We start from the raw sequence: 26409 nt of genomic DNA, 5'->3' as shown, positions 1-26409 counted from the left end.
GTTATTTTAAAATTTTTAAATATTTAACTAACTCCTGTATAAACAACTCGTGTTCATTTAATGAAACCAAAACTTCTAAATCATTCAAACGTTTTTCATTTAACCGAAAACCAATCCGTAAAGTGGTTTTCACTCGACTACTGACAAACAATAACTCTTGCCTATCTTGATTAAAGTAATTGATTAATAAATCATATTTCTTTTCTAAAAACGGCTGTGCTGCAGATTGCGTCTTAAGCTTACCTATGAAAGAAAACGATTTTCTTGTAAAAACGCCCTCATTTTCGGTCTTGATTTGTTCCGCGAATGACAAACAATTTATAGCGTCATTGTTAAGCTTAAACTGTTTTGTCAAGTTTTGCCTTAAGTTTGCAATATTTACTTGATCTTTTTCATACAAAATCCCAATGCTATTTATAGCTGATGGTTTTTGCACCCTTTTTTGAGTCAGGTTTTTATTGACCTCTTTTTGTATTGCTCTCTTTTTTAAACTCAATTGTTCTTGTCTTATTGACCGTAAAGCCAAGCATTTCTTAATTCAACACGTGGGTCTTCTAGTGGTAGATCCATGTTTTTTAACTCTTTTTTAAACAAGACAGGTGTTATCACTTTTGTTTTTAAGTTAAGTAACGCCCCATCGCGCTCCACCAGCATTTCAATTTTATCACCCTCCTTCCAGTTTCGACTAGTTAATATGAGGTTCATAATATTATCTAGATTATAATTTTGTCTATTTATGGATTTGATGATATCACCGCCTTGCAAGCCAGCATTTTTCAGGAAAGAGTTTAATGCAATACCTTCACGTACAAATATCTCTTTACTATCTGGTTTTGCATCTATAAACGGATCTGCTTGGTTTAAGAAAAAATCGGTTTTAATAGTATCTACCGATTGCTCTACCCCTACTTTGGCTAGAAATTTTTTGTAAGGTATAGGTGTATTCCCCGCCACGTAAGTATTTAGAAAACCCCCAATTTCTGGATAGGTTAATTCGGTAATAACTTGAAATAATTTTTCATCTTCAAAGGGTTTGTCTTTACCATACTTGGCACTCAATGCTTTCATTAAATCTAAAACGCCCATTTTACCATCGCTTAATTCGCGCAAACGTATGTCTAAGCTCATCCCAATTAGTGCTCCTTTTAAGTACACATTATAGTAATTAGAAGCATGTGGCTCTTCAAGTATATGCCGACTCATATGTGTAAAAGCTATCTCGTCATCGTAATTGGTTGCAGCTTCTATTTTCTCGGCAATTCTTTCATAAAAAGCAGACTCATCAATTAATTTTTGATCGATTTGAAAAAGATTGGCAAAATATTCGGTAACCCCTTCATACATCCATAGATGCTGTGACATTTTAGGCTTAGCGTAATCAAAATAATGCACTTCTTTAGAGTGAATATTTAGGGGAGTTATGATATGAAAGAATTCATGTGCCACTACATCGGTCATACTTTTGTTCAAAAAATCTAATGGCATAGCCTCTGGCATAACTACCATGGTAGAAGTATGATGTTCTAGCGCTCCAAAACCTTGCGCATCTGTTTTCTCAAGATCAGACAAATAGAGAAGTATCACGTATTCGCCAGTATTGTCAATTTCACCTAAAAAGTTTTTTTGCGCCCTTAAAATTTTCTCAAGATTAGGTCTAAGGTCTTGTGCGTCATATTTTTTATTAGGGGAGTAAACGTAAAGACGTACTTGCATTCCTCCCTCAAGATTAAACTGAGCCGCGCTAACATCGGTGTACATAATAGGATTATCCATCACTTCAAAATATCGTGAAGCTTGATAAATGTCTTTCATTTGCATTTCGCCAACTGCCTGACTAGAAAGCTTTTTAAGTGAAGTACCTCCGTTCAAATGTGCATCGCGTAAAATTAAAATCGTATAAGGAGTTTCTTTCAAATCCGTAAAGTAACCTACAAGTCCGTGTAAGTTTAGCACGAAGTTTTCATTATCAGCAATATTCGTTCCCGATGGAGAAAACACTCCTAGTTCATCCTGGGCATCATAAGTATCATCTACAGTATATGTTATATAATCTAGTTGTTGCGCGTTTTGAATTTCATAAGAGTTCATTCCAATCGGTTTAACCGGAAGTAAATTTCCTTTATAATCATAAGCTTTAAATCCAGATAATAATCGGCCGTAATTATCTACAGAATAGGTACCTGGTACCGTTTGCGGAATATTATAACTAACGATGTTTTGATTAAAAGCTTGGGGATCTATTTTTACTTCAACGCGGTCGTTTTCAACATTAACCAAATCTATATGAACCTCTGTAAAAAAAGGCTGGCCTTTAGTGTTTTTTTGAACCCCGCACGACCAAATAAAAAATGAAAGGCTTAAAAGAAAGATTATTTTTTTCATAGTAATTGTATTCATATTATATAGACCGACTATTTTAGTAGTTGTTACATAGCGCTCAAAAATAATTATTTTTGTGACGAAAAAAACAAATAAGCCAAGCTTATATTTACCTTTGTAAAAAATCATTCTATGCATTACTTAAAACCAGGTCTTGTCTTACTCGCAGGACTATGCCTAGTGAGTTGTAAAGAAAAAACTTCTTTGGCGGTAAGCCATATAAAGGCTAAACAAATTGCGGTCGCAGCCGATATAGAAGAAGATCCTAAAATTACCGCCTTTATCCAACCTTATAAAGAGCATATTGACAAAGAAATGAACAGCGTTTTGTCTTTTACGCCTAAAACTTTATCTAAAAATGATGGCCAATTGAATACAGCTATAGGAAATATGGAAGCCGATGCAGTTTTAGAGATGGCCAACCCTATTTTTCAAAAAAGGGAACAAAAATCGATTGATGCGGTTCTTTTAAACCACGGTGGAATTCGTTCTATCATCAGTAAAGGCAATATTACCACTAAAACTGCTTTCAATATCATGCCTTTTGAGAACGAGTTGGTAATTGTAGGAATCAAAGGTAAGCACTTGCATGCTATGTTTGAATACTTAGCTCAAAATCAAACCGCGCACCCCTTAGCGGGAATGCAGCTCATTTTAGATAAAAACGGATCTATAAAAAGTAAAAAGATTCAGGGTAAAAATTTAGAAGATGATCGCTTGTATTATATAGCCACCAACGATTATTTGATGGAAGGCGGTGATCGCATGGATTTCTTTAAAAAGAAAGAAACCGCCACTTATATTGATTACAAATTAAGAAACCTTTTCTTAGATTACTTTAAAAAACACGATACCATTAATCCGTTACGCGACCAACGTTTTATACAAGAATAAGTCATGAAAAGAAGAACATTCATTCAAAAAACGGCTGCGGCAGGATTTCTTACAAGTATCGCCGGTGCAGGCGTTTTAAGCACAGGATTCAAACCCTCTTTTAAGAAGCATATCACCATCTTGCATACCAATGATGTGCATAGCCATATAGAACCCTTTAGCCCACAAAACGCTAGAAATCCAAATGCTGGTGGAGTTGCTAAACGCTATACTTTAATTCAAAAAATTAGAAAAGAAAATCCTAATGTACTTTTATTAGATGCGGGCGATATGTTTCAAGGCACGCCTTATTTTAATTTTTATGGAGGAGAGCTTGAATTTAAGCTTATGAGCAAAATGGGTTATGATGCTGCTACATTGGGAAATCACGACTTTGACAATGGTCTAGACGGCCTGTTGGCGCAAATACCAAATGCTAAATTTAGTTTTATAAATAGTAACTATGATTTCTCCAATACTATTCTTGACGGTGGCTACATAAAACCTTATGAAATTTTTATAAAAGATGGAGTGAAAATTGGTGTTTTTGGCGTAGGTATTGAATTGGAAGGATTAGTAAATAAAAAAATGTATAGAGAAACTCAGTACAATGATCCTGTTATGGTCGCTCAAGACCTTAGTCACCAATTAAAAAATGAAGAGCAATGTGATTTAGTTATTTGCCTTTCGCATTTGGGTTACCAATATAAATCGGGTAAGATTGATGACTTAAAGCTTGCCAAACGAACCGAAAATATTGATTTGATTATTGGTGGGCATAGTCATACTTTTTTAGATAAACCTACTGTGGTCCGTAATGCCAAAGATAAAAATGTGCTTGTAAATCAAGTAGGTTGGGCAGGAATCAATTTAGGCAGAATAGATTTTTATTTAGACGACCAAAAAAATATCAGTAGCGAAGGGGCAAGCATACTGGTTTAAATTATACCGCCAGCGCTTTGTTTCGCACTGGCGGTTTATAAATCAGATCATATTTAAAAAAGTTGATTCATCAATAATTTGAGTGTTCAGTTTTTCGGCTTTAGCCAATTTACTAGGTCCCATATTTTCACCGGCCACTAAGAAATCTGTATTTCCCGAGATTGAACCTGTTACTTTTCCTCCATTTTCTTCGATTAACTTTTTAAGTTCGTTCCTCGAAACCTGTGTAAAAACACCAGATATCACAAAGTTTTTACCCGATAAAACCGAAGAAGTTGGTGACAAGTCATTTTCTTCAACTGCCAACTGTAAACCATAATCTTTTAAGCGTTTAATAAGTTCGCGATTTTGCTCGATAGCAAAAAAATCGGTTACACTTTCGGCTATTCGAATTCCTATTTCATTTACCGCCTGTAACTCCTCAAGGCTTGCTTTTTGCAAGGCATCTATATTAGGAAAAGCTTTGCAAAGGGTTTTGGCAACTGTCTCCCCTACATACCGAATTCCTAATCCGAATAACACCCTAGGATAGGGAACTGTTTTTGATTTTTGAATTCCTTTAATCAAATTTTCGGCAGATTTATCTGCCATTCGCTCTAAAGGAAGCACCTGTTCTTTTTGAAGGGTGTATAAATCGGCATAATTTTTTATTAAACCTTCCCGAACCAAAAGTGCTACCGTTTCTCCCCCTAAACCTTCGATATCCATGGCTTTACGAGAAATAAAATGCTGGATTCGACCTACGATTTGAGGTGGACATCCTGCTGCATTCACACAATAATGCAGCGCCTCACCCTCTTCTCTTTTTAAGACAGTGTCACACTCAGGACAATTCGTAATATATTTTGTTGGTTTAGAATCTGTTTCTCTTTTAGAGAAATTAACCCCGACTATTTTTGGTATTATTTCCCCACCTTTTTCTACATAAACATAATCTTGTTCGCGAACATCTAATTTCTCAATTTGATCGGCATTATGTAAACTAGCACGCTTGACCACGGTTCCGGCCAATTGTACAGGCTCTAAATTTGCAACTGGTGTAATGGCTCCCGTACGTCCTACTTGATAAGAAATTTGATTTAATTTAGTTTCGACTTGTTCTGCCTTAAATTTATAGGCTATGGCCCACCGGGGTGCTTTGGCTGTAAAGCCTAATTCATCTTGATGTTGCAAATTATTTACCTTGATTACTACCCCATCTGTTTCATATGGTAAGTCATGCCGGTGCTCATCCCAGTAATTTATAAAATGTAAAACCTCATCGATACTATTCATTTGTTGTGCTTCTTCTGGCACCTTAAAACCCCATTTTCTTGCACTTTTTAAAGATTCAAATTGTGTAGTAAGGTTTAAATCTTGTCCCACAACAGTATAAGCCAAACAGTCTAACGGCCTTTTTGCCACTTCGGCGCTATCTTGCAGTTTTAGACTACCCGATGCTGTATTACGCGGATTAGCATATGGTTCTTCACCTGCAGCAACACGTTCTGCATTCAACTTAGCAAAGCCTTCATACGGAAGCACAATTTCGGCACGAACATCAAATCGAGCCGGAAAATCGCCTTGTAATTGCAAAGGAACCGATCGAATGGTTTTTACATTTGCTGTAACCTCATCTCCCTGTTCTCCATCACCACGGGTCACCGCTCGCAGCAACTGTCCGTTTTGATAGGTTAGGTTTATCGATGCGCCATCATACTTGAGTTCGCAGGTAAAACTAATTTCTCCCGGAATAAGTTTTTTAACTCGCTTCTCCCAGTCCAGTAATTCTTCTTTAGAGTAAGAATTAGCCAGCGAATACATACGCGAATCATGTTTAACGGTTTTAAAATTTTTGGTGACTTGACCTCCTACGCGTTGGGTTGGCGAGTTGTCAAGAGCCCATTCTGGGTATTTTCGCTCGAGCTCTTCTAGCTCTTTAAGCTTCATATCAAAGTTATAATCGCTAATACTCGGTTTATCTAAAACGTAATATTGATAATTGTGTTGGTGTAACTCTTTAGTGAGTTGTTTTATTTTTTCTTTTGGTTCCATAAAGACTTATTACTCTCTAAAAGCGAATTTAATAAATATACAGCAGTAAACTAGTTTTAGTTTTAATAGTAAATGCCATTAATAAAATAAAAAAGTCTTTAGCTGCAGCTAAAGACTTTAATTTTACAAGGCTATTCAGAAACTATTATTCTGATACGGCCTCTTCTTCCTTTTCTGTATTAAAATCGGTTTTACCGGCTTTTATTAAAATATTGTACCATTGAATTACCTTTTTAATATCGCTTGAATAAACACGATCTTCGTCAAATTCTGGTAAAATTTCTTGAAAGTAAGCCTCTAGTTTTGCCTTTGATTCTTTATGGCTAACACTGCTTTCTTTATGATCTTCTTTTTCGGCAATTTTTTGAAAAACTTCACCTAATGGCACTTCTTCGGTATAGGTATAAATAGCAATTTCACTCAACATACTTACATTGTGGCGTACGCTTACAGAAAGTTTTTTTCCCGTATCTAAAGACTCCGCTACAAAGCCACCTCGTGTTTGCGCTTTTAATTCATATAAACCGGGTTTTCCCGAAATAGACAGCACTTTATCTAAACTCATATTCTATTTTTAGTTAATTAAAAAAACAAATATCTAATCTCTACCTTTATTTCACAAGTTTAACGCACAATTTTTTGTTTCGGAAAGCGCATACGGTAGTCTATTTTAATTTTTCCTTTACTGATGTTAGCAAGTTTACCCTTTATCAATCTCTTTTTCAAACTAGACAATTTATCGGTAAACAAAATCCCTTCGATATGATCGTATTCGTGTTGAATTACTCGTGCAGCTAATCCTGTAAAAGTATCTTGATGTTTCACCCAGTTTTCATCGTAATAAGAGATGGTAATCTCTGGCTTTCTAAACACATCTTCACGCACATCTGGTATACTTAAGCAGCCTTCATTAAAAGCCCATTCATCTCCCGATTCAGATTCAATTTGAGCATTGATAAAAACTTTTTTTAAATCGCGTAATTGATCTCTATCTTCTTTGCTTAAATCTTCATCTTCTGCAAAGGGAGTAGGATCAATCACAAATAAACGAATAGGCAAACCAACTTGAGGTGCAGCCAGCCCCACACCATAGGCGTTATACATGGTTTCCCACATATTATCTATAAGCTCTTTTAACTTAGGATAATCTTCATTAATAGCTTTAGCTTTTTTCTTTAATACGGGATCTCCGTAGGCTACGATTGGTAAAATCATAAATTCTGTATTTCTTGAGAGTGCAAAGGTAAGTAAAGCACCTTAAACTTTGTAGCAATTTGTTATAATCCCAAGTTGAAAATAATAAAAACTACGAACTAATTACTTTTTGAATACAAATAATTTTGTAAAATAATGGTTGCACTAATCTCATCAATTAGTGCCTTGTTTCTTCTTTTTTTCTTTTTCATTCCCCCTTGAATCATACTTTGAACAGCCATTTTACTTGTAAATCGCTCATCTTCTCGATGCACCTTAAGTTCTGGACATTCTTTTTGCAGCACTTTTAAAAAAGCCTGTATAGGTGCTTCGCTCTGGCTAGGAGAGCCATCTCTTTGTTTTGGTTCACCCACCACCAACAACTCTACCTTTTCTTTAGCTATATATTCTTTAATAAAAGTTAATAACTGTTTAGTTTCTACAGTGGTGAGACCAGAAGCTATGAGTTGCATTTCGTCGGTTACGGCAACTCCAGTTCTTTTGGTACCGAAGTCAATGGCTAAAATTCGAGGCATAAAAGGTTTGATTTTTTGCAAATTTAATACTTCTTTAAAAATAGATTTCTATTTTGGCCAGATACTGTATATTTACACCAAATTATTTTTATGGAAAGGCTACAAAAAAGCATTGAAGAGGCTTGGAACGATAGAAGTTTATTACAAAATACCGATACGATACAAGCTATACGAAAAGTAATACAATTAATAGATGAAGGATCTTTGCGTTGTGCAGAGCCTACTGCTGCTGGTTGGCAGGTTAATGAATGGGTGAAAAAGGCCGTTGTACTTTATTTCCCGATTCAAAAAATGGAAACTCTAGAAGCTGGTATATTTGAATACCACGATAAAATGCCACTTAAAACAGGCTATAAAGAAAAAGGAATTCGTGTTGTGCCTAATGCTGTAGCAAGGCACGGCGCTTATATATCTAAAGGCGTTATTATGATGCCTAGTTATGTTAATATAGGCGCTTATGTAGACGAAGGAACGATGGTAGACACTTGGGCAACCGTAGGGAGCTGTGCGCAAATAGGTAAAAATGTTCATTTATCTGGAGGAGTTGGAATTGGTGGTGTTCTAGAACCCTTGCAAGCCGCGCCTGTAATTATTGAAGACAATGCTTTTTTAGGATCTAGAAGTATTGTTGTAGAAGGAGTGCGCGTAGAACAAGAAGCTGTTCTAGGGGCAAATGTGGTTTTAACAGCATCGACTAAAATTATAGACGTTACCGGCGACACACCAAAAGAGATGAAAGGTATTGTACCCGCTCGCTCTGTTGTCATACCAGGTAGTTATACCAAAACGTTTCCTGCGGGAGAATTTCAGGTTCCTTGTGCTTTGATTATCGGAAAGAGAAAAGAGAGCACCAATAAGAAAACCTCGCTAAATGACGCATTACGAACGTATGACGTAGCCGTATAGTATGAAAATTTTAATAATTCAGCAGAAGATGATTGGAGACGTATTAACCTCGTCTATTTTATTCGAAGCGATTAGAAAGGAAAATCCTTCTGCTGAGTTACATTACCTTATATATTCGCACACCTTACCGGTAGTATTGAACAATCCGTACATCGATAAAATAATCGAATTTACACCTCAAGTTGAAAAGAGTAAAATAAAATTTTACAGCTTTTTAAAAAGCATCCGTAAAGAAAATTACGACGTCGTAATTGACGTTTACAGCAAAAACGCGAGCGCCCTAATCAGCTTCTTTTCACGAGCCAAAATTAGAATCGGTAAATCAAAGTCATACCTCAATTGGGCCTACACACACCCTATTGAATCTCGAAAGAATAGAAACAAAGGAATTCCGCTTGCTCAAGAAAACCGATTAAAAATGCTGGAACCTTTATTCAAAGATATCAATTATGATGTAGACCCTAAGATTTTCTTGAATGAAGAAGAAAGGAGCCAGCTAAAAATGCAATTAACGCAAAAGAATATAAGTTTAGAAAATAAATTTCCTGTAATGGTAAATATCTTGGGCAGTTCTCCCGATAAAACTTACCCCCTGCCCTATTTGGCGCAGCTTTTAAATACGCTTAAAGCGGAATTTAATGAAATTACTTTCTTATTTAATTATATTCCACATCAAAGCAAATTTGTAGATGAATTAAAATCACATTGCCAGAAGCAAACCTTAGATTCCATAATAGATTTCTATACTCCTAGTTTAAGAGAGTTTATTGTACTTACCTCTTTTTGTAAGGCTATGATTGGTAATGAAGGTGGCGCAATTCACATGGCTAAAGCAGTAAACATACCTAGTTTTGCTATCTTCTCTCCTTGGATTAGAAAAGAAACCTGGGGTAACAATGATTCAGATAAAAAACACTTGAACGTTCATTTAAAAGATTTTAAGCCCGAATTATTTTCGGATAAGAACAGAAAGTTTTTAAGGAAAAACCAGCAAGAATATTATTCAAAATTCGAACCCTACTTATTGGAAAAAAAATTAGTTCAATTTATTCAAAAATCGATCAAAGCTTAATATGGGAGCAAAAAAATTACTCTATGGTATTCTAAAAAAAATGAAGTTTCTCCCTCCTGAGATCTATATGCCCATTTACTATGAATACTACTTGGGTAAGAAATTAGATTTGAAAAATCCTGTGGAGTTTAATCAAAAAATACAGTGGCTGAAGACCTATTACCACCCAGATATTCTTACCAAATTGGTTGATAAGTATGCGGTAAGAGAATATGTAAAAGAAAAAGTGGGCGAGCAATACTTAAATGATTTAATCGCTGTTTATGACAAAGCCTCCAAAGTCAATTTTGACGAGTTGCCTAATAAATTTGTAATTAAAGGTGTGCACGGCTTTCACTTTAACCTCATTGTTAAAGACAAAACAAAGCTGAACCGAAATAAAGCAAGGTTTTTAATGAATAAATGGATGCATAAAAACCAATATTATCGTGGCGGACTTGAATGGGCTTATAAAAATGTTCCTCCTAGATTAATTGCAGAAAAGTATTTAGAGGAAATGGACAAAGATGTAATTTTAGATTATAAATTCTTTTGTTTCAACGGAGAGCCTAAATTTGTTCAAATAGACCTTGAACGAGGTGTAAACGATCAACGGGTATTTTACGATTTAAATTGGAAAAAATTAGATTTATATAAAAAAACAGTCAAAGTTTATTCTGGTGCGTTAGAAAAACCCGATAATTTTGATGAAATGATTCAAGTGGCTACTAAATTGGCAGATAAATTTCCTTTTGTAAGAGTTGATTTATACTCAATAAAAAACAAGACCATTTTTGGAGAAATGACATTTTATCCTGCCGATGGAAGAAGTGACTTTCACCCTGCTCATTACAATAAAATTCTGGGAGATATGATAAAACTACCCGCATTACCTGAAAATAAGAAAGAAATAAAAGAGGTTTAATTGGTGTTCTTTTGAATACCAAAGGCGGTCCACTTTGACTTTTTATTTTTAGTATCCGCTCTGATGGCAAGATTTTTATTTATAGATTCGGGTGTTTTATAACCGCGCGGATGATCAAGATGTACACAGATGGCCGAGTATCGAATTTGTTTAGATTTTATTCCGAAGTTAAATAAGCGCTCGCCCAGCTCACGATCTTGTCCTCCGTATTGCATGCGTTCATCAAAACCATTTACCGCCAATATATCCGCTTTCCAACCGCTGGCATTGTGACCATTCCAACTGGCATTGGTTGGTGTAATAAAATTTAGAATTGCATTTAGCTTATTGTTCGCACGCAACTTAGTGTTTTTAAAAGATGCTTTAAGTCCGCGAGCTTTTAACCATGCCACATCAAAACAACGTTGTTTAAGAATATCTTCTTTAGTTATTAACTCAGATATAGCTAAGGGCAACATAAAATAACCACCAGATAGAAAATATCCTTTTTCTCTATAATTTAAATGCTGACTCACGAAGTCTTGTCTAGGTATGCAATCTCCGTCAGACATGAGTATATAATCGCTGTCACAAGCCAAAATCGCTTTATTTAGAATTTTAGATTTTTGAAAACCTTCATCTTCTTGCCAAATGTGTTTTATTTCATAAGGTAACTGGCCTCGCATTTGCTCAATCAAGTCAAAGGTTGGCTTTTTAGAGCCGTCATCGGCTAGTACCAACTCAAAATTATCAAAATTTTGACAAGCATAACCCCAAAGCACTTTTTCAAGCCACTTTTCAGAATTATAAGTACTTATAATAACCGATATTTGAGGTTTTGAGAACACGTATGCTAACTAAATCTTTTTTAAACGAGTCAAAAATAAACATTTCACTTAGAAAATTACAGTGATTTATAAAAAACCCTAAAAAAACGCAACCTTTTTTTATTTGATACATCTAGAGGTAGAGCCGGTAGAATATTTTTTTGCTAAATACTACCTTAGGCTTTAAATAAATTCTATTTTTGCCCCTTAGTATAAAAGTCAGTCACTTTTTTTTGGAAAAATTAACAGCCATAATACCTACAGGAAATGAACTTCACAACATTGAAGAAGTCATTCAATCTGTTCATTTTGCCGATGAAATTTTGGTTGTTGATAGTTTTAGCACGGATGGAACTTATGAAAAAGCAAAAAAATTAGCTAGCCGTGTTATTCGAAGAGAATATAAATACTCTGCTTCACAGAAGAATTGGGCTATCCCTCAAGCAGAACACCAGTGGATATTGTTGGTTGACGCAGATGAGCGCGTAACCCCACAATTAGAGAAAGAAATAAAGGCAATTCTGGCTAACCCACCACAAGACGGTACGGTTGGTTATTGGATTGGTAGAAAAAATCACTTTATGGGTGAACCCGTAAACCATAGTGGTTGGAGAAATGATAAGGTTATTCGCCTATTTAAACGAGATTTTTGCCAATACGAGGACAAAAAAGTTCATGCCGAAATTATAGCTAATGGCAAATTAGGAAAACTAAAAAATAAATTTTATCACAACACCTATATTTCATTAGACCAATACTTAGAGAAGATGAATAGGTATGCTTGGTGGCAGGCCAAAGATTATGATAAAACTACCGGCAAACTTACCGTCTACCATTTTGTCATTAAACCCTTATGGAGTTTTTTTAAACATTATTTTTTGCAATGCGGTTTTAGAGATGGTGTAGTAGGATTTATCATTGCCTACATAAAAAGTTATACGGTAGTAATGCGTTACGCCAAAGTATGGTTATTGCGCAAAAACCGAAGGTAATCCTCGGTTACTTCCAAAACTTAATTTTCTTTTTTAATCTCTTTTTTCGCTTAAACTTTTCTTGAAAATCTTGAGTTTCTGCCCACATCTTTTCAAAAACCACATCAAAAGGTACTTGCATACATTTTGCATATTCGTCACTCATTATCTCTACCATATTTTTATGTGTAGTTAACCTTGCAAAATTTTTAATGCGTTCGTCAAGGTTCAAAGATTTAAATAGCATCCTGTTAAGATCAACCAAATAAAAATTAGGTTCACCATCTTCAAGTTTAATCAGGGTGTTACCCGGCGAATGATCGAGAAAAAGTATATTATTCTCGTGTAGCTTAAAAGTAAATCGGGTAAAAGCTCTTAAAATTTTCTCATAATTAGGAATAGTAAAATCTTTTGTGAAATCTCGATAAGTATAGTCTGCTTCAATATGCTCACATACATAATAACTTTTACCAAAACAAAGCAAGCTTTTGGCTTCTAAATAAGCTAATGGCAGGGGTGTCCCAAGGCCTTTTTTTTGCAACTGCTTCGCATATTCGAAAGACCGTTGTGCCTTACTTTTTCTAAAAAATCGGTAAACTACCTTGTTCACTAGATTCGGAATTTTGAAGGCCTTTACGTTAACAGTAATTCCATACTCGGTCTCAAAACACTTAATTTTATTTCGATCTTGATTACCTAACTCAGTACCCTTTAAATCAAAATTCTCTATACAAGAGTAAATAATTTCTTCGGGTAAAGGCAAAGATGGTGCAAAATAAGCTTTCATTTATTTAACTTTGAATGTAAAAAAGATTTATGATTTAAAAGGTAACACTAAAAAAATCTAACTTTATCTAGACAAACAATTCTGAGTGTAAAGTAATAAAATTCAAGTAAGCTTTTCGCTTAAATTCATATAAATAATTATCATACTAATTTAAAATAGTAAGTTTGCAACATAGTTTTTCTTTATGAACACCAAAACCATTTATGTTTTACATAAAAACGGAGCTGACAATCACTATATTGGCTTAAAACAACTTCTTCAAGAAAACGATATAGAAATTAAATTCAGAGAATTTTCTATTTTGGGGAAGTTATTCAAAAGCTTGATAAAAGGCAAGCCTAAGCTTTTTAAAAAACAAATTATAAACCTAATCTTTGTCGCAAAATTACTGGTTAGCAAAAATAAAAAAATAGTCCTAGGCATTGCGCCTTTTGATGATAAATTAAACCGATTATTACCTTTGCTTAAAAGACATAACGTTTATTACCATACTTCTTGGACCTGCTGGGATAAAACTTTTAATCCCAAGCAAGCCAAAAACAAAAAAACCTATCACGCATGGAGCTGGTTTTTAAAGCATAAAGCGAAACATATTTTCAGCGTAACCCAAACAGCTAAAAACAGTTTATTAGCTAATTACCAAATAAAACCTGAAAAGATAAGCGTTGTTTACCACGCGGTAGACGAGGCTTTCTTTACGGATTTTAAAACCCAAAAAAAACAAAATTCTTTTGTTTATGTGGGGCGTCTGGTACAGGAGAAAGGAATAGTAGAAGTTTTAGATTTTTTTAAAAAAAGTACTACTGTACATCTAACTATAATAGGAAATGGAAAGTTAGAGAGGCTAGTTAGAGAAGCTGCTGAATCTTCGGAAAATATATCTTATGTAGGAAGCGTAAGCGATAAATCTAAACTGGCGGAAATTTTAAGCAATCAAAAATTTCTTTTATTAAATTCTAAAAAAACGAATAAATGGGAAGAACTTTTTGGTATGGTTATCATTGAAGCCATGGCGCAGGGTATAATCCCGATAAGCAGTAATCATTCGGGCCCATCAGAAATCATCAAAAAAGAAATTGGTTTCGTCTATCCCGAAGGGAAATTAGAATCGACACTGTTGAGTGTAATCAAAGAAAACCCAAATTCTAAAAAATCAGCTTTAGCTACAAAAGAAGCTCATTTATTTAATTTACAAAACATCTCAAAAAAATGGAAACCAATCTTAGCATAGAGCCAATTGATGTTAGTTGTATTATTATAAATTACAACACCACTACTTTCACCATAGATTGCGTAAAATCCATTTTAAATACGGAGCAATCTTCGCTTAATTATGAAATAATTATAGTTGATAATGCGTCCTCTTTAGAGGAATACAAATTGCTCAAAAAAGAAGTAGCTTCTATAAAAAATGATAGAATAAAGCTGTACCGAAGTAAGAAAAATACTGGTTTTGGAGGTGGAAATATGCTTGGGGTTCAAATGGCTTCTCCTTGCCAATATTACGCTTTTATAAATAACGACACCCTGCACCTTTCTAAAGACACCTTGCAAGAATTAAAGGTCTTTATGGATGAAAATCCGAGTATTGGTATTTGTTCGCCCCAAATGCTAGATCAAAATAAAAATTTTAGAGTTACAATAGATCACTTTTCATCATTAGGAAGAGAAATTTTAAGACGACCTATATTGGAAGCACTTTTTCCAAAACGTTATTTAAACCGAAAGATTTTTTACGACAAACCTACCCGTGTAGATTATGTTCAAGGATCTTATATGTTTACTCGCGCACAAGAATTTAACGCCATTGGTGGATTTGATGATAACATGTTTCTTTACTACGAAGAATCTGATATTTCTTTGCGACTTTTAAAGCAACACAACGCTAGCACTTTTCTTTATCCGAACCTATCTTACATTCACTACAAAAACGCCAGTACCAAAAAAGGGATTCTTATAAAAATAGAGCAGAAAATTTCTTTATTATATTACACGCGTAAGCATCATGGCTATTGGCAACATAAAATATTACTCCTCTATTATATTCTGCGTTATTTTTTCACTAGTCTGGTGAAACCTAAGTATTGGAGATTATTCTTAACCCTCTTACAAGGCGCACCCTTAACTAAATCTTTAAAGCAAAAGCAAAAAATTATAAACTTCGAACAATAAAATATCAAGGTTAAGGGATTGCTGTCTAACTTTTAACCGGTTAATTCACCTTTTGCAAAGCAGAAGTTAATTTTTTGGATACTGAGTAAATTTTAAAAATCAATTCGGGTAAACAGCGTTTTAAAACCAAGTTTAAAATACTTTAAAAAAAAGCTTAAAAACGCTAGGCTATTAATGTGTTTTAAATGTTTGTCGCAAAATAAATAGTAACTTTGCCAAAAGGGTTTTTGACTACTTAATATAAAAATATGATTGAAGAAATTAACAAGGTTTTAGAGGTTTTAAAAAGGGGCGGAATTATTTTATATCCCACCGATACAGTTTGGGGAATAGGTTGTGATGCCACCAATGCAGACGCAATAGATAAAATTTATGCCCTGAAACGCAGGCAAGAAAGCAAAGCTTTAATCTGCTTAGTTTCAGATTTTAAAATGCTTAATCAATATGTAGAAGAGGTACCAGAAGTAGCTTATGATATTTTAAAATATGCTGCTAAACCTACAACCATCGTTTACGATCAACCCATACGTGTAGCTGAAAACGTGGTGGCTGAAGATAATACTTTAGGTATTAGAGTTTGCAAAGAGGCATTTTGTAATAAATTGATTCGAAAATTAAAAAGACCTTTAGTTTCCACCTCGGCTAATGTGAGTGGCCAGCCCAGCCCTAAATCTTTTCAGCAAATAAGTCCAGAAATTTTAGAGGGAGTCGACTATGTCGTAAATTTGCACCAACATAAAAAAAACAGCTCGCCTTCGGCTATTATTAAATTAAGCCAAGACGGAAAAGTGAAAATAATTAGAAAATAAGGCATTATTTTCCCAACCTATGAATGCAAAACTAGATACCGTGACTCAATACCCCGAAGCACTTACTCACCCTATATTTTCCTACATTCAAGAGGCAGCAGAACGCTTGAAAGTAGAAACATTTGCTATTGGCGGATTTGTTAGAGATTTCTTTTTAGAACGCCAAGAAGCTAAAGATATAGATATTGTTTGTGTGGGAAGTGGTATAGATTTGGCACTAGAAGTCTCAAAGCTATTACCTCATAATCCAAAAGTACAGGTTTTTAAGAATTATGGTACGGCCATGTTGCGCGCCTACGATTTAGAAGTTGAATTTGTGGGGGCTCGTAAAGAATCTTATGCTAAAGATAGTAGAAATCCAGCGGTTTCAAAAGGCAGTTTAGAAGACGACCAAAATAGACGTGATTTTACAATAAATGCATTGGCATTGCAATTAAATAAGAATAATTTTGGAGCGCTTTTAGATCCGTTTAAAGGTATAGAAGACTTAAAGAAACAAATAATACGCACACCTTTAAATCCAGATATTACCTATAGCGATGACCCGTTGCGTATGTTAAGAGCCATTCGTTTTGCTACGCAGTTAAATTTCAAGATTGAAGATTCTTCTTTACAAGCTATAACCAAAAATCACACTCGTATAAAAATTATAAGCAAAGAAAGAATTGTTGATGAACTTCATAAAATTTTGAGCGCAGAAAAACCTTCGATAGGTTTTACATTATTGCACCAAACTAAATTACTACAACTCATACTCCCAGAATTAACAGATTTACAGGGAATAGATGAAAAAGAGGGGCAGACTCATAAAGACAATTTTTGGCATACCCTTGAGGTGGTAGATAATATTGCCCCGCACACCCAAAATGTTTGGCTACGCTGGTCGGCTTTACTTCACGATATCGGCAAAGCCCCAACCAAGAAGTTTCATAAAAAAAACGGGTGGACATTTCACGGTCACGAATTTGTTGGAGCAAAAATGGTCTTTCAATTGTTCAAAAGGTTAAAAATGCCTTTAAACGACAAAATGAAATACGTACAAAAGCTTGTTCTTATGTCTTCGCGACCAATAGCTATTGTTGACCAAGCGGTAACCGACTCTGCAGTGAGAAGACTGGTATTTGATGCTGGTGAAGATTTAGAAGATTTAATGACCTTATGCGAGGCAGACATAACTACCAAAAACCCAAAACGATTTAAAAAGTATCATAACAATTTTAAAATTGTTCGGCAAAAAATCAAGGAAGTTGAAGAACGCGATCATGTTCGCAATTTTCAACCGCCAATATCTGGTGAAGAGATAATGCTAACATTTGCTTTAAAGCCTTCCCGTGAAATTGGAATTATAAAAAACGCTATAAAAGAAGCTATTCTTGATGGAGAAATCCTTAACGAGTATGAAGCTGCTCGTGATTTCATGATAAAAAAGGGAGAAAAGCTGGGTTTAAAAAGAGTATCAAATCAAAACGAATAATCGGTAACTTTAAAAATGAAAAAGAAAGATAATAAAAGAGTAATTTACTGGCTTTTAACTGGGTGCTTATTATTATTTATAATGGTTATGGTAGGTGGAATTACTCGACTTACCGATTCTGGACTATCTATGTCTAATTATAAGTTAATCGGAGGCACTATTCCACCAATCACCGATGCAGAATGGCAAGAAGCATTTGAATTTTACAAGCAATTCCCAGAATACAAAGCCTACAATACCCATTTTGAATTAGCCGATTTTAAGGCTATTTATTTTTGGGAGTGGTTTCATCGCGTATTAGGTAGGCTAATAGGTTTAGTATTCATTATACCGTTTCTTTACTTTCTATTCACCAAACAACTCAGTAAAAAAACCATTCAAAAATGTATAGGCTTATTGGTTTTAGGTGCATTTCAAGGCTTTTTAGGCTGGTATATGGTAAAAAGCGGTTTGGTAGACCAACCCGATGTGAGCCATTTTAGACTGGCCGCACATTTAACCACTGCTTTTATAACCTTTGGTTTAACCCTTTGGGTTGCTTTAGACCTGATTTATCCGCAAAGAAGAAGTCCCAATAAACCCATCAAAAACTGGCTGATTATAGGAATCGTTATTTTACTCATTCAGATTATTTATGGTGGTTTTGTAGCTGGATTAAAAGCTGGACTGCTGCACAACCACTGGCCAATGATGAATGAGGGCCAATTTATGCACCATACCGTTTATCTTTTGGAGCCTTTCTATAAGAACTTTATTGAAAACCCAAGTGGAATACAATTTATACACAGAACACTAGCCTATGCCGTGGTATTGGTTATTCTAATTATTTGGTATAAAACCAGAAAAATGAATTTAGAAGCACAACAAAACATAGCCATTAACACCTTACTTATTTTGGTTATTTTTCAATTTATCTTAGGGGTGCTTACTATAATTCATAAGGTGCCACTTGCTTTAGGCTTAGCTCACCAGCTGGGAGCCTTTTTACTCATTTCAAGTATGACATTCGCCTTACATAGGTTTAGTAAATAAATAAAAAAGACTATCTTTGCAAGCCAAAAAATTCACCCTATGGTATATAAATTTAGAATAGTTCTTGACACGTTTGATGATGTTTTTAGAGATTTAGAAATAAAAGCCTCCGATAACTTGGAAGATTTACACAATACAATTGTGCAAGCTTTTGGTTTTGATGGCACCGAGATGGCAAGCTTTTATTTAAGTGATGAAGACTGGACACAGGGCGAAGAAATTGTACTTTTTGACATGAGCGAAGGCTCAAATGAAGTGAGAATGATGAATGAGACTCGCCTCGATAGCATCTTATCTCAAAAGCAAACCAAACTCATTTATGTATACGACTTTTTTAGTATGTGGACATTTTATGTTGAGTTAGCTGATATCACCCAAGAAGACGAAGAGATAGATTATCCTAATTTATTATTTGCCCAAGGGCAACTACCAGACAGTCCACCCGAGAAGCAATTTGAAGCTGACCCAGATCCTAAACAAAGAGAAGAAGATACTGATTTATTTGATGAATTTGATGATTTTGATAATCTAGACAACCTAGATGATATTGACTATAACCAGTATTGGAACTAATTTTTTTTTCGCTTAAAGCGGAAAACCACTAAACTAAAATATAGTAAATGATAAATTTATATAGCGCTCAAATCGAAAGTCTATCGATACACCGAGTAGGAAATAAAAGCAGAAACGAAAGTCTATTTCTTTCCCAAAACCCATTTCAGCTCAACGATGAACTCAATGCGTTGTTAAAAGAATATTTTCTTAAATCTTTTAGAGAAAAAGAAGAGACGTATTATCAATTTAACCATGATGTAGATTTAGAATATCACGATTTATTTAAAGCGGTGAGTCAAATTTTTGACAATCCTGGTAAGGCGCATGAGCAATCACAGAAAATAGCTCAGTTATTGTTTAATGAAGGTAAACATCCGCACATTAAAAGTGGTGAGTTATACGTAGTTCATTTTGAAAATTTGATGCTGGATAATGAAAAACTTGATGGCGTAGGTATTTTTAAATCTGAGTTGAAGCATGATTTTTTACAATTTGATGAGAATCAAGGAAACTTAGAAGCTATTTTACAACAGGGCGTTAATTTGAATAAATTAGATAAAGGCGCCCTAATTTTTAATAAGAACAAAGAGGAAGGTTATAAAATTTTAAGTATAGATTCAAATAGGTATGATACAAAGTATTGGTTAGAGCAATTTTTGTCGGTAGACGTATTTGCAGATGAAAACTTTAATACCAAAAGCTATTTAAAGTTTTGTCAAGATTTTGCTAAGGATGTAGTTTTACCGGCCGAAGACAAACAACAAGAAGTTTTGTTTATGAATCGAGCGGTAAATCATTTTGCCAAAAACGAAAACTTTAAAGAAGATCAATTTTTAAATGAGGTGCTTGAAAATCCAGAGTTAATACCTGAATTTCAACATTATAAAACCGAAAAAGCACCTAAATATAAAATCGAAGATTTAACCGAATTTCCTGTTTCAAACACAGCGGTAAGTGCGGCCAGAAAGAAAATAAAAAGTGTGATTAATCTAGACACTAATGTACAAATTAAGCTAGATTTTATAAATCCAGAAAGCGCTGAGAAGTTTATTGAAAAAGGCTGGGACGAAGAACGGCAGATGTACTACTACTTAGTTTATTTTAACAAAGAGGATAAAAAATAAGAATACAAAAAAACCAACTTTTCAGTTGGTTTTTTTATTTAAAATTCTTCAAATTCTTTACTACTTATATCTTGGTAGTTTCTTTTCACAAAGTTTAGCGCTGTTTTTAAGATATGCCCCATAGATTTGGCTCGTTTAAAACTAATATCGTTTGAAAAATTCATCAACTCTCTTCTTAACTGCTTTACATTTTCTCGTGTAGAAATTTCATCGGCAATCATACAGCGTATTAATTGTTTGTACCTTTTTTGCGTAATTATTAATCTTTTGGCCACCTGGCTACGTTCTTCTTTTTGATACTGCTCTATAGATGATTCTTGTAAATAATCTGCTACGAGCTTAACCATTGCATAATTTTCTTTGAAGAATTGTGGCCGATAAACCTTTAATTTGCCTTCAAAACATTGCTGATCAAAATCTATGGCTCGAATTTGATAAGCTACATGGTCAAAATCATGGGTAGGAATTACTACATAATTATAAGAACGCATATCGCCCAAAAGTCTTATGGTACAGCGCTCATTAAATTTCACAAATTGTTTGGCTATGTACGTTTTATCACGATCATCGCAGGTAGGAAGCATATCATTAATGAAAACATCTCCTGGTATTCCGCTTATATGCTCTTCGATTAGCGTATCTCTATACACTAAAAAACCAATACGGTGCGGAGATAACAAGTGTTCAAATTCTAAACCATAGATTCGAGACGCATCTGCTTTCTTCACGTAAAAGTAAGTAACACTATCGTTTAAAATATTACGCACCTTGACTCTAAAAGGTTTTGAATTACCAAAGGTGCAGTAATCAATGGCGTCTATATTTAGAAATTTAAACGAATCATCGCTACCGTCTGAATATAAGATAGTATAAATCCGCTTTAAGCTGGTATCAATATCACTACGCTCGTGGTCTGGGTAATAACAGCGTACCCAAAGGGTATCTTCGTCGTTCTCATCATACACCACTATACTTCCCGAAAAGCGTAACAAATCTTCATAAAACACCGGAATTTTTGTACTTCTATTATATTTTACCAAATAGGCCTTTAGCCTTTCATTAATGGGAAATGCTGGTTTTCTTTTAGACATTAAACGATCTGACATGCTTATTTTTTTACCAAAAATACTAATCTTCGCAGTATAAATACGGTAACATTTATGTAAGTTTATCGTTTTATAAAAAAACAAAATATTGAATACAATACTTACTCTTGAGAATATAACCAAAACTTATGGTAAAATTACAGCGGTAAATCAGCTTTCTTTTACCATTGAAAAAGGCCACGTTTACGGAATACTTGGACCCAACGGAAGCGGTAAATCAACCACTTTGGGTATTGTGCTCAATGTGGTAAACGCCACTAGTGGTTCGTTTAAATGGTTTAATGGTGAAGAAAACACACATCAGGCGCTTAAAAAGGTAGGTGCGATTATCGAAAGGCCAAATTTTTATCCATACATGACCGCATACCAAAACCTCGCTTTGGTTTGTAAAATAAAAAATGTATCCACATCGGCCATTGATGATAAGTTAAAACTGGTAGGCTTACTCGATAGAAAAAACACAAAGTTTAGTGCCTTTTCTTTAGGGATGAAACAAAGGCTGGCCATTGCTTCTGCACTGCTCAACGACCCTCAAATTTTGATTTTGGATGAACCCACTAACGGATTAGATCCTCAAGGGATTCATCAAATTAGAGAAATCATTAAGACCATCGCAAAAATGGGCACTACCATACTTTTAGCTTCTCACCTTTTAGATGAAGTAGAAAAGGTATGCGACCACGTGGTAATTTTACGAAAAGGCCAAAAACTATATGCCGGCCCTGTACACGAACTCACAGCCAATCACGGTTATGTAGAGCTTAATGCTCAAAACACCCAGCAACTAATGGAGGTTCTAAAAGCCAACAACCTATTTGAGCGTGTAATTAAACAAGATGAAGATGAATTTATTACCGCCTTTTTATCTGAGCCCGCTAAAGCTGAAGAAATAAATGAGCTATTAATTGAAAAGGGCATCATACTTTCTCACCTCGTTAAACGAAAAGAAAGCCTCGAACAACAGTTTTTACAACTTACCAGTCAAAAAAACACCTAAGCATGAAAAGACTTTTACAAATTGAATTTCAAAAATTAAAACACAGCCGTTCTGCACGTGTTTTAAGTATAATATATTTCGCTTTATTTACACTCATTGCTCTATTTGCATCGATCCGCTTTAAGTTTGGAGGTATAGATTTTCAGCTGGCCGACCAAGGAATTTTCAACTTCCCTTACATTTGGCATTTCAACACTTATTTTGCTGCTTTTTTAAAGATTTTTCTAGCCATTGTTATTGTATCAATGATGTCTAATGAGTACAGCAACCGCACCCTCAAACAAAACCTTATTGACGGTTTAAGCAAAAAGGAATTTATCCTTTCTAAATTCTATACCGTAGTAGTTTTTTCATTAGTTTCTACCCTATTCATTTTTATTGTTTCGCTTATTTTAGGAATTATATTTTCAGATTACGATGAGTTAAGCATCATTTTTTCTGATCTCGAGTACCTCTTGGCTTATTTTATAAAGTTGATTGGTTTCTTTAGCTTTTGCATGTTTTTAGGTATTTTTGTTAAGAAATCGGCTTTTGCTCTAGGTTTTCTTTTTGTTTGGTGGATTTTTGAAAATCTACTTTACGGACTTATTCGTTGGGAGATAGGAAATGAAGAAGTAGCAAGAAATATTACCCAATTTTTCCCTCTAGAATCTATAAGCAATCTGGTTAAACAGCCCATTTCTAAATTAAATGTTATACAAAGTACTGCTAACCAATTGAACACTGATTTACAATTTGATTCGAATGTTTACTTTTATCAAATCCTAATCGTTTTAGTTTGGATTTTCATTTTTGTGTGGGGAAGCTATGCTTTATTAAAACGCCGAGACCTTTAAAAATACAGATTTAATGAATTTACGCCTTGCCCTAGTTGTATCAATTGCACTTATTTTTAACAACTTAAATATACAAGCCCAAGGGCAAGCCAACAATTGGTATTTTGGCTACAACGCAGGTATAAACTTTGATAGTGGCACTCCTACAGCCATAACCAATGGTCAAATCAATACCTCTGAAGGTTGCTCTAGTATTTCAGACGCTTCGGGAAATCTTCTGTTTTACTCAGACGGTAGAACAGTTTGGAACCGAAACCACCAAATTATGGGCAATGCCGATTATTATGGCAGTACTGGGCTACATGGCGATCCTAGTAGTACAAGCAGTGCACTTATTGTACCTCACCCTGGAGATAAAGATTTATATTTTATTTTCACGGTAGATGAACCACACCACCAAAATGCTTTTGCTTACCCTAATCAAGGTCCAGCCAATAGCAACGGGACACCACAAGCCAATTACAGCGACACTAATACTGCTGTACCTGTAGCCGATGACGGTTTCAATAATGGCTTTAACTACTCCATCGTCGATATGAAGTTAAACAACGGATTAGGAGATGTAGTACCTGGTCAAAAAAATATACATTTAATAACCTATGATCAAAATGATCCTGAAGAAATAAAATATAAATGTTCTGAGAAGATTACGGCGGTTAAAGGGGCAGATTGTAGCAGTATTTGGGTGATTACACATTTTGTTGATAGCTTTTATGCCTTTAAAATAGATCAAAATGGCATAAACACCACTCCAGTAATCTCAACTATAGGTCCTAATATACCATTAAACGCCTACAGAAGAGCCGCATTGGGTTATATTAAAGCCTCTCCCGATGGTTTAAAAATTTTAACTGCGCATCATACCAAAACTTTTGATCAAAATAGTGGTGATGATTTGCCAAATGGCGGAGTATATTTTTCAGATTTTAACCCTACCACTGGCCAAGTTACTAGTAGTACTGCGCTTGTTGAAAATGTAAATCCATACGGCGTAGAGTTTAGTACAAATTCAACAAAAGCTTATGCTACCGCTAATGATAATCTGGCAAATAAGATTTTTCAATGGGATTTAACTGCTCCCAATATGGCTGCAAGTATAAATGAAATTCTCATCACCACCTCAGAGCAAGCCACTGCCCTGCAATTAGGTCCAGATGGCAGAATTTATAAACCCGTTATTGGAGAGCCAAAATTGGCTGTAATAAAAAACCCAAATGCCGATTTCAATTCGCTTGAGTATACCGAAAGTACTTTTGATGGTGCGGTCCCTTTAGCTCAAAAAAATGCGGTTTTTGGATTACCTCCTTTTATTCAGTCATTTTTTGTAGATCGCATCAACATTATCAATCAAGATGATGATGAATTAATTACTAATATTAGTTTGTGCGCGTCCGAAAATTATCAATTGGCTTATCCCAATTTACCCAACGCGAGCTACTCTTGGTCTAAAAACGATTCTCCCCTTCCTACTGTTACGGGCAACAGCTTATTGGTTACCCCAGATTTGGCATTAGGATTTCCACAAACCCAAGAATATATTTTAGAAATTACCTTTAACGACGGGAAATGTCCCTTGATAGGAATTGCCAATATCACGTTTGAAGCTTTACCCGATATTCAAGATTATACTTATTTTCAATGTACCCGAACCAACCAACAGCCCGAATTTAATCTAGTCGAAATCCGCGAAAAGCTAAGCGCCGATTTTCCCGATTCCAATTTGGTTTTTGAATTTTATGAATGGGATAAAGACAATAACAAAAAGCTCATTTCTAACCCACAAAACTATACCCCCGCTAACCTACCTACACAGCTTGAAGTGCAACTAGTCAACACCCAAACCAGTTGTAGTAATCAAGCTACGCTAACCCTTGATATTGGTAATTATAATCTTATACCTATTCAACAAAATGTTTGCAATATAGATCAAAAAGTAAGTAAAGAGTTTAGTTCAATAGTAGAAGAAACTGGTATTACCTTTAATAATCCTAAATTTTACCGTACCGAAGATGAGGCGGCAAAAAAAATTAATCCGTACACAGAAGATAAAGTTGAAATAGTTAAGAATAACCTACCCTTTAGTATTTATTTAACCGACGACGAGGCTGGTTGCTCTGACATTTATGAAGTTAAATTTGAATCTAATACCAGCTTTAGTTTAGATGCAGATGAAGAAATTTTTTATTGTTTAGAAAATAGTCCCAATCCTATTAATTTATCGGTAACAGTCGATGCAGCCTCAGATAAAAAATTCACCTACTTATGGGAGCCCTCTGGCGAAACTACTCCTAGTATTAATACTGCAGAACTGACCACTCATATCGTACGGGTGACCGACGAAAATGGGTGTACCGAGAGTAAGAAATTCACCTTAGTTCCTGTTGGAAAAGCAAAATTCACGACCAAAGAAACGCACTTCTCTCCAGATAGTAGTATTCAAGTAATTTTAGATCCAGGAAATTCAGGCAGCTATCAATATGCGATAGAAAATCCTGAAGGGCCTTATCAAGACTCTCCTTTTTTTAACAATTTAGTCCCAGGAGTATATACCGTGTATGTCAAAAGCGAGCAAGGCTGCGGGATAACTTCTAAGAAAGTAAGTATTTTGGGATTAATGCGCTTCTTTACACCCAATGCCGATGGCATTAATGATAAATGGAGAATTCTTGGTAAATACGAAGACAACTTGCGCGGCACCGAGGTGCTAATTTTTGATCGATTCGGAAAAATGCTCTATCAATTTAATGCAGAACGTCCAGGCTGGGATGGCAATTATAACGGAAAGCCCATGCCATCTAATGACTATTGGTATATAATCAGACTAAAGAACAATAAAGAAATAAAAGGACATTTCACTTTAAAACGCTAGTCTATCTACATTTTTAACTATTTTTATATAA

At 34.9% G+C, this 26409-nt stretch carries 25 protein-coding genes; 16 read left to right on the top strand and 9 right to left on the bottom strand.

Annotated elements, in window-relative coordinates; translation table 11 throughout:
• Window position 1 precedes the first annotated feature (1 nt).
• Together ACH2AZ_RS06765 and ACH2AZ_RS06760 are read right to left on the bottom strand one after the other, a co-directional pair.
• On the bottom strand, window positions 2-496 hold the full coding sequence (locus tag ACH2AZ_RS06765; protein WP_394907212.1) for a DUF6913 domain-containing protein: 495 nt from the start codon (window positions 494-496) through the stop codon (window positions 2-4).
• An 11-nt stretch (window positions 497-507) separates the two neighbouring features.
• Window positions 508-2382, bottom strand: a complete 1875-nt coding sequence (locus tag ACH2AZ_RS06760; RefSeq protein WP_394907211.1) for a peptidase M61 — start codon at window positions 2380-2382, stop codon at window positions 508-510.
• 129 nt (window positions 2383-2511) lie between these two features.
• On the opposite strand from ACH2AZ_RS06760, the gene ACH2AZ_RS06755 reads away from it, so the two are divergent.
• Complete coding sequence (locus ACH2AZ_RS06755) at window positions 2512-3273, top strand: 5'-nucleotidase C-terminal domain-containing protein (RefSeq protein WP_394907210.1); 762 nt, start codon at window positions 2512-2514, stop codon at window positions 3271-3273.
• A gap of 3 nt (window positions 3274-3276) precedes the next feature.
• On the top strand, window positions 3277-4194 hold the full coding sequence (locus ACH2AZ_RS06750) for a bifunctional metallophosphatase/5'-nucleotidase (RefSeq protein WP_394907209.1): 918 nt from the start codon (window positions 3277-3279) through the stop codon (window positions 4192-4194).
• A 42-nt stretch (window positions 4195-4236) separates the two neighbouring features.
• Here the strand turns inward: ACH2AZ_RS06750 and ligA are convergent, their stop codons facing one another.
• The 4 genes from ligA to ruvX form a co-directional block, all read right to left on the bottom strand.
• Window positions 4237-6228 carry an NAD-dependent DNA ligase LigA gene (gene ligA, locus ACH2AZ_RS06745; protein WP_394907208.1) on the bottom strand — a complete coding sequence of 664 codons (1992 nt, stop codon included), beginning with the start codon at window positions 6226-6228 and terminating at the stop codon, window positions 4237-4239.
• 145 nt (window positions 6229-6373) lie between these two features.
• A complete protein-coding gene (locus ACH2AZ_RS06740) occupies window positions 6374-6793 on the bottom strand; it encodes a DUF5606 domain-containing protein (RefSeq protein ID WP_394907207.1) in 420 nt (139 codons plus the stop codon).
• A 59-nt stretch (window positions 6794-6852) separates the two neighbouring features.
• Window positions 6853-7443 carry a peptide deformylase gene (gene def / locus ACH2AZ_RS06735; protein WP_394907206.1) on the bottom strand — a complete coding sequence of 197 codons (591 nt, stop codon included), beginning with the start codon at window positions 7441-7443 and terminating at the stop codon, window positions 6853-6855.
• A gap of 98 nt (window positions 7444-7541) precedes the next feature.
• Entirely contained in the window at window positions 7542-7958 is a 417-nt protein-coding gene (gene ruvX / locus ACH2AZ_RS06730) for a Holliday junction resolvase RuvX (RefSeq protein WP_394907205.1), read from the bottom strand.
• Between the two features lie 90 nt (window positions 7959-8048).
• On the opposite strand from ruvX, the gene ACH2AZ_RS06725 reads away from it, so the two are divergent.
• Genes ACH2AZ_RS06725 through ACH2AZ_RS06715 form a run of 3 tightly spaced genes read left to right on the top strand, consistent with a single transcriptional unit; the run spans window position 8049 to window position 10840 of the window.
• Window positions 8049-8864, top strand: a complete 816-nt coding sequence (locus ACH2AZ_RS06725) for a 2,3,4,5-tetrahydropyridine-2,6-dicarboxylate N-succinyltransferase (protein WP_394907204.1) — start codon at window positions 8049-8051, stop codon at window positions 8862-8864.
• Window position 8865: 1 nt separating this feature from the next.
• A complete protein-coding gene (locus tag ACH2AZ_RS06720; RefSeq protein WP_394907203.1) occupies window positions 8866-9936 on the top strand; it encodes a glycosyltransferase family 9 protein in 1071 nt (356 codons plus the stop codon).
• 40 nt (window positions 9937-9976) lie between these two features.
• Window positions 9977-10840 carry an ATP-grasp fold amidoligase family protein gene (locus ACH2AZ_RS06715; protein WP_394907202.1) on the top strand — a complete coding sequence of 288 codons (864 nt, stop codon included), beginning with the start codon at window positions 9977-9979 and terminating at the stop codon, window positions 10838-10840.
• Here the strand turns inward: ACH2AZ_RS06715 and ACH2AZ_RS06710 are convergent.
• Window positions 10837-11667: a glycosyltransferase family 2 protein gene (locus ACH2AZ_RS06710; protein WP_394907201.1), complete on the bottom strand. Its 831-nt coding sequence runs from the start codon at window positions 11665-11667 to the stop codon at window positions 10837-10839. The genes ACH2AZ_RS06715 and ACH2AZ_RS06710 overlap by 4 nt on opposite strands.
• Before the next feature lie 212 nt (window positions 11668-11879).
• On the opposite strand from ACH2AZ_RS06710, the gene ACH2AZ_RS06705 reads away from it, so the two are divergent.
• Window positions 11880-12638, top strand: a complete 759-nt coding sequence (locus ACH2AZ_RS06705) for a glycosyltransferase family 2 protein (protein ID WP_394907200.1) — start codon at window positions 11880-11882, stop codon at window positions 12636-12638.
• Between the two features lie 7 nt (window positions 12639-12645).
• Here the strand turns inward: ACH2AZ_RS06705 and ACH2AZ_RS06700 are convergent, their stop codons facing one another.
• Window positions 12646-13404 (bottom strand): lipopolysaccharide kinase InaA family protein, encoded by a 759-nt coding sequence (locus ACH2AZ_RS06700; protein WP_394907199.1) that lies wholly within the window; start codon window positions 13402-13404, stop codon window positions 12646-12648.
• A 184-nt stretch (window positions 13405-13588) separates the two neighbouring features.
• Here ACH2AZ_RS06700 and ACH2AZ_RS06695 point away from each other — a divergent pair, with 184 nt between their 5' ends.
• The 7 genes from ACH2AZ_RS06695 to ACH2AZ_RS06665 all read left to right on the top strand — a co-directional run bounded on the left by ACH2AZ_RS06695 (window position 13589) and on the right by ACH2AZ_RS06665 (window position 20570).
• On the top strand, window positions 13589-14635 hold the full coding sequence (locus ACH2AZ_RS06695; RefSeq protein ID WP_394907198.1) for a glycosyltransferase family 4 protein: 1047 nt from the start codon (window positions 13589-13591) through the stop codon (window positions 14633-14635).
• A complete protein-coding gene (locus ACH2AZ_RS06690) occupies window positions 14614-15576 on the top strand; it encodes a glycosyltransferase family 2 protein (protein ID WP_394907197.1) in 963 nt (320 codons plus the stop codon). The genes ACH2AZ_RS06695 and ACH2AZ_RS06690 overlap by 22 nt, the downstream gene beginning before the upstream one ends.
• 248 nt (window positions 15577-15824) lie before the next feature.
• On the top strand, window positions 15825-16385 hold the full coding sequence (locus ACH2AZ_RS06685) for an L-threonylcarbamoyladenylate synthase (RefSeq protein ID WP_394907196.1): 561 nt from the start codon (window positions 15825-15827) through the stop codon (window positions 16383-16385).
• Window positions 16386-16404: 19 nt separating this feature from the next.
• A complete protein-coding gene (locus ACH2AZ_RS06680; protein WP_394907195.1) occupies window positions 16405-17859 on the top strand; it encodes a CCA tRNA nucleotidyltransferase in 1455 nt (484 codons plus the stop codon).
• Window positions 17860-17874: 15 nt separating this feature from the next.
• Window positions 17875-18891 carry a COX15/CtaA family protein gene (locus ACH2AZ_RS06675; protein ID WP_394907194.1) on the top strand — a complete coding sequence of 339 codons (1017 nt, stop codon included), beginning with the start codon at window positions 17875-17877 and terminating at the stop codon, window positions 18889-18891.
• Window positions 18892-18930: 39 nt separating this feature from the next.
• Window positions 18931-19464, top strand: a complete 534-nt coding sequence (locus ACH2AZ_RS06670; protein WP_394907193.1) for a hypothetical protein — start codon at window positions 18931-18933, stop codon at window positions 19462-19464.
• 47 nt (window positions 19465-19511) lie between these two features.
• Window positions 19512-20570 (top strand): nucleoid-associated protein, encoded by a 1059-nt coding sequence (locus tag ACH2AZ_RS06665; protein WP_379045644.1) that lies wholly within the window; start codon window positions 19512-19514, stop codon window positions 20568-20570.
• Between the two features lie 38 nt (window positions 20571-20608).
• On the opposite strand, the gene ACH2AZ_RS06660 is transcribed toward ACH2AZ_RS06665, so the two are convergent.
• Window positions 20609-21676: a hypothetical protein gene (locus ACH2AZ_RS06660; protein WP_379045647.1), complete on the bottom strand. Its 1068-nt coding sequence runs from the start codon at window positions 21674-21676 to the stop codon at window positions 20609-20611.
• 88 nt (window positions 21677-21764) lie between these two features.
• Between ACH2AZ_RS06660 and ACH2AZ_RS06655 the strand changes: the two genes are divergently transcribed.
• Genes ACH2AZ_RS06655 through ACH2AZ_RS06645 form a run of 3 tightly spaced genes read left to right on the top strand, consistent with a single transcriptional unit; the run spans window position 21765 to window position 26378 of the window.
• The gene (locus ACH2AZ_RS06655) at window positions 21765-22673 is read left to right on the top strand and encodes an ABC transporter ATP-binding protein (protein WP_379045650.1); all 909 of its coding nucleotides are present in this window, start codon (window positions 21765-21767) and stop codon (window positions 22671-22673) included.
• Window positions 22674-22675: 2 nt separating this feature from the next.
• Window positions 22676-23509 (top strand): ABC transporter permease, encoded by an 834-nt coding sequence (locus ACH2AZ_RS06650; RefSeq protein WP_379045652.1) that lies wholly within the window; start codon window positions 22676-22678, stop codon window positions 23507-23509.
• 13 nt (window positions 23510-23522) lie between these two features.
• Window positions 23523-26378 (top strand): T9SS type B sorting domain-containing protein, encoded by a 2856-nt coding sequence (locus ACH2AZ_RS06645; protein WP_394907192.1) that lies wholly within the window; start codon window positions 23523-23525, stop codon window positions 26376-26378.
• Window positions 26379-26409: the final 31 nt, after the last annotated feature.

It is taken from the genome of uncultured Mesonia sp., from assembly GCA_947499595.1.
Taxonomy (GTDB): Bacteria; Bacteroidota; Bacteroidia; order Flavobacteriales; family Flavobacteriaceae; genus Mesonia; species Mesonia sediminis.
Note: the sequence above shows the minus strand (reverse complement) of the source record. Positions and strands in the feature narration are given on the sequence as shown.

Bases quoted from the DNA above. Each gene is read 5' to 3' on its own strand.
- ACH2AZ_RS06650 (WP_379045652.1), top strand. From the start codon at position 22,676: ATGAAAAGACTTTTACAAATTGAATTTCAAAAATTAAAACACAGCCGT.
- ACH2AZ_RS06665 (WP_379045644.1), top strand. From the start codon at position 19,512: ATGATAAATTTATATAGCGCTCAAATCGAAAGTCTATCGATACACCGA.
- ACH2AZ_RS06680 (WP_394907195.1), top strand. From the start codon at position 16,405: ATGAATGCAAAACTAGATACCGTGACTCAATACCCCGAAGCACTTACT.
- ACH2AZ_RS06690 (WP_394907197.1), top strand. From the start codon at position 14,614: ATGGAAACCAATCTTAGCATAGAGCCAATTGATGTTAGTTGTATTATT.
- ACH2AZ_RS06715 (WP_394907202.1), top strand. From the start codon at position 9,977: ATGAAGTTTCTCCCTCCTGAGATCTATATGCCCATTTACTATGAATAC.
- ACH2AZ_RS06675 (WP_394907194.1), top strand. From the start codon at position 17,875: ATGAAAAAGAAAGATAATAAAAGAGTAATTTACTGGCTTTTAACTGGG.
- ACH2AZ_RS06660 (WP_379045647.1), bottom strand. From the start codon at position 21,676: ATGTCAGATCGTTTAATGTCTAAAAGAAAACCAGCATTTCCCATTAAT.
- ligA (WP_394907208.1), bottom strand. From the start codon at position 6,228: ATGGAACCAAAAGAAAAAATAAAACAACTCACTAAAGAGTTACACCAA.
- ruvX (WP_394907205.1), bottom strand. From the start codon at position 7,958: ATGCCTCGAATTTTAGCCATTGACTTCGGTACCAAAAGAACTGGAGTT.
- ACH2AZ_RS06720 (WP_394907203.1), top strand. From the start codon at position 8,866: ATGAAAATTTTAATAATTCAGCAGAAGATGATTGGAGACGTATTAACC.
- ACH2AZ_RS06670 (WP_394907193.1), top strand. From the start codon at position 18,931: ATGGTATATAAATTTAGAATAGTTCTTGACACGTTTGATGATGTTTTT.
- ACH2AZ_RS06755 (WP_394907210.1), top strand. From the start codon at position 2,512: ATGCATTACTTAAAACCAGGTCTTGTCTTACTCGCAGGACTATGCCTA.
- ACH2AZ_RS06760 (WP_394907211.1), bottom strand. From the start codon at position 2,382: ATGAAAAAAATAATCTTTCTTTTAAGCCTTTCATTTTTTATTTGGTCG.
- ACH2AZ_RS06695 (WP_394907198.1), top strand. From the start codon at position 13,589: ATGAACACCAAAACCATTTATGTTTTACATAAAAACGGAGCTGACAAT.
- ACH2AZ_RS06700 (WP_394907199.1), bottom strand. From the start codon at position 13,404: ATGAAAGCTTATTTTGCACCATCTTTGCCTTTACCCGAAGAAATTATT.
- ACH2AZ_RS06750 (WP_394907209.1), top strand. From the start codon at position 3,277: ATGAAAAGAAGAACATTCATTCAAAAAACGGCTGCGGCAGGATTTCTT.
- ACH2AZ_RS06685 (WP_394907196.1), top strand. From the start codon at position 15,825: ATGATTGAAGAAATTAACAAGGTTTTAGAGGTTTTAAAAAGGGGCGGA.
- ACH2AZ_RS06645 (WP_394907192.1), top strand. From the start codon at position 23,523: ATGAATTTACGCCTTGCCCTAGTTGTATCAATTGCACTTATTTTTAAC.
- ACH2AZ_RS06740 (WP_394907207.1), bottom strand. From the start codon at position 6,793: ATGAGTTTAGATAAAGTGCTGTCTATTTCGGGAAAACCCGGTTTATAT.
- ACH2AZ_RS06725 (WP_394907204.1), top strand. From the start codon at position 8,049: ATGGAAAGGCTACAAAAAAGCATTGAAGAGGCTTGGAACGATAGAAGT.
- def (WP_394907206.1), bottom strand. From the start codon at position 7,443: ATGATTTTACCAATCGTAGCCTACGGAGATCCCGTATTAAAGAAAAAA.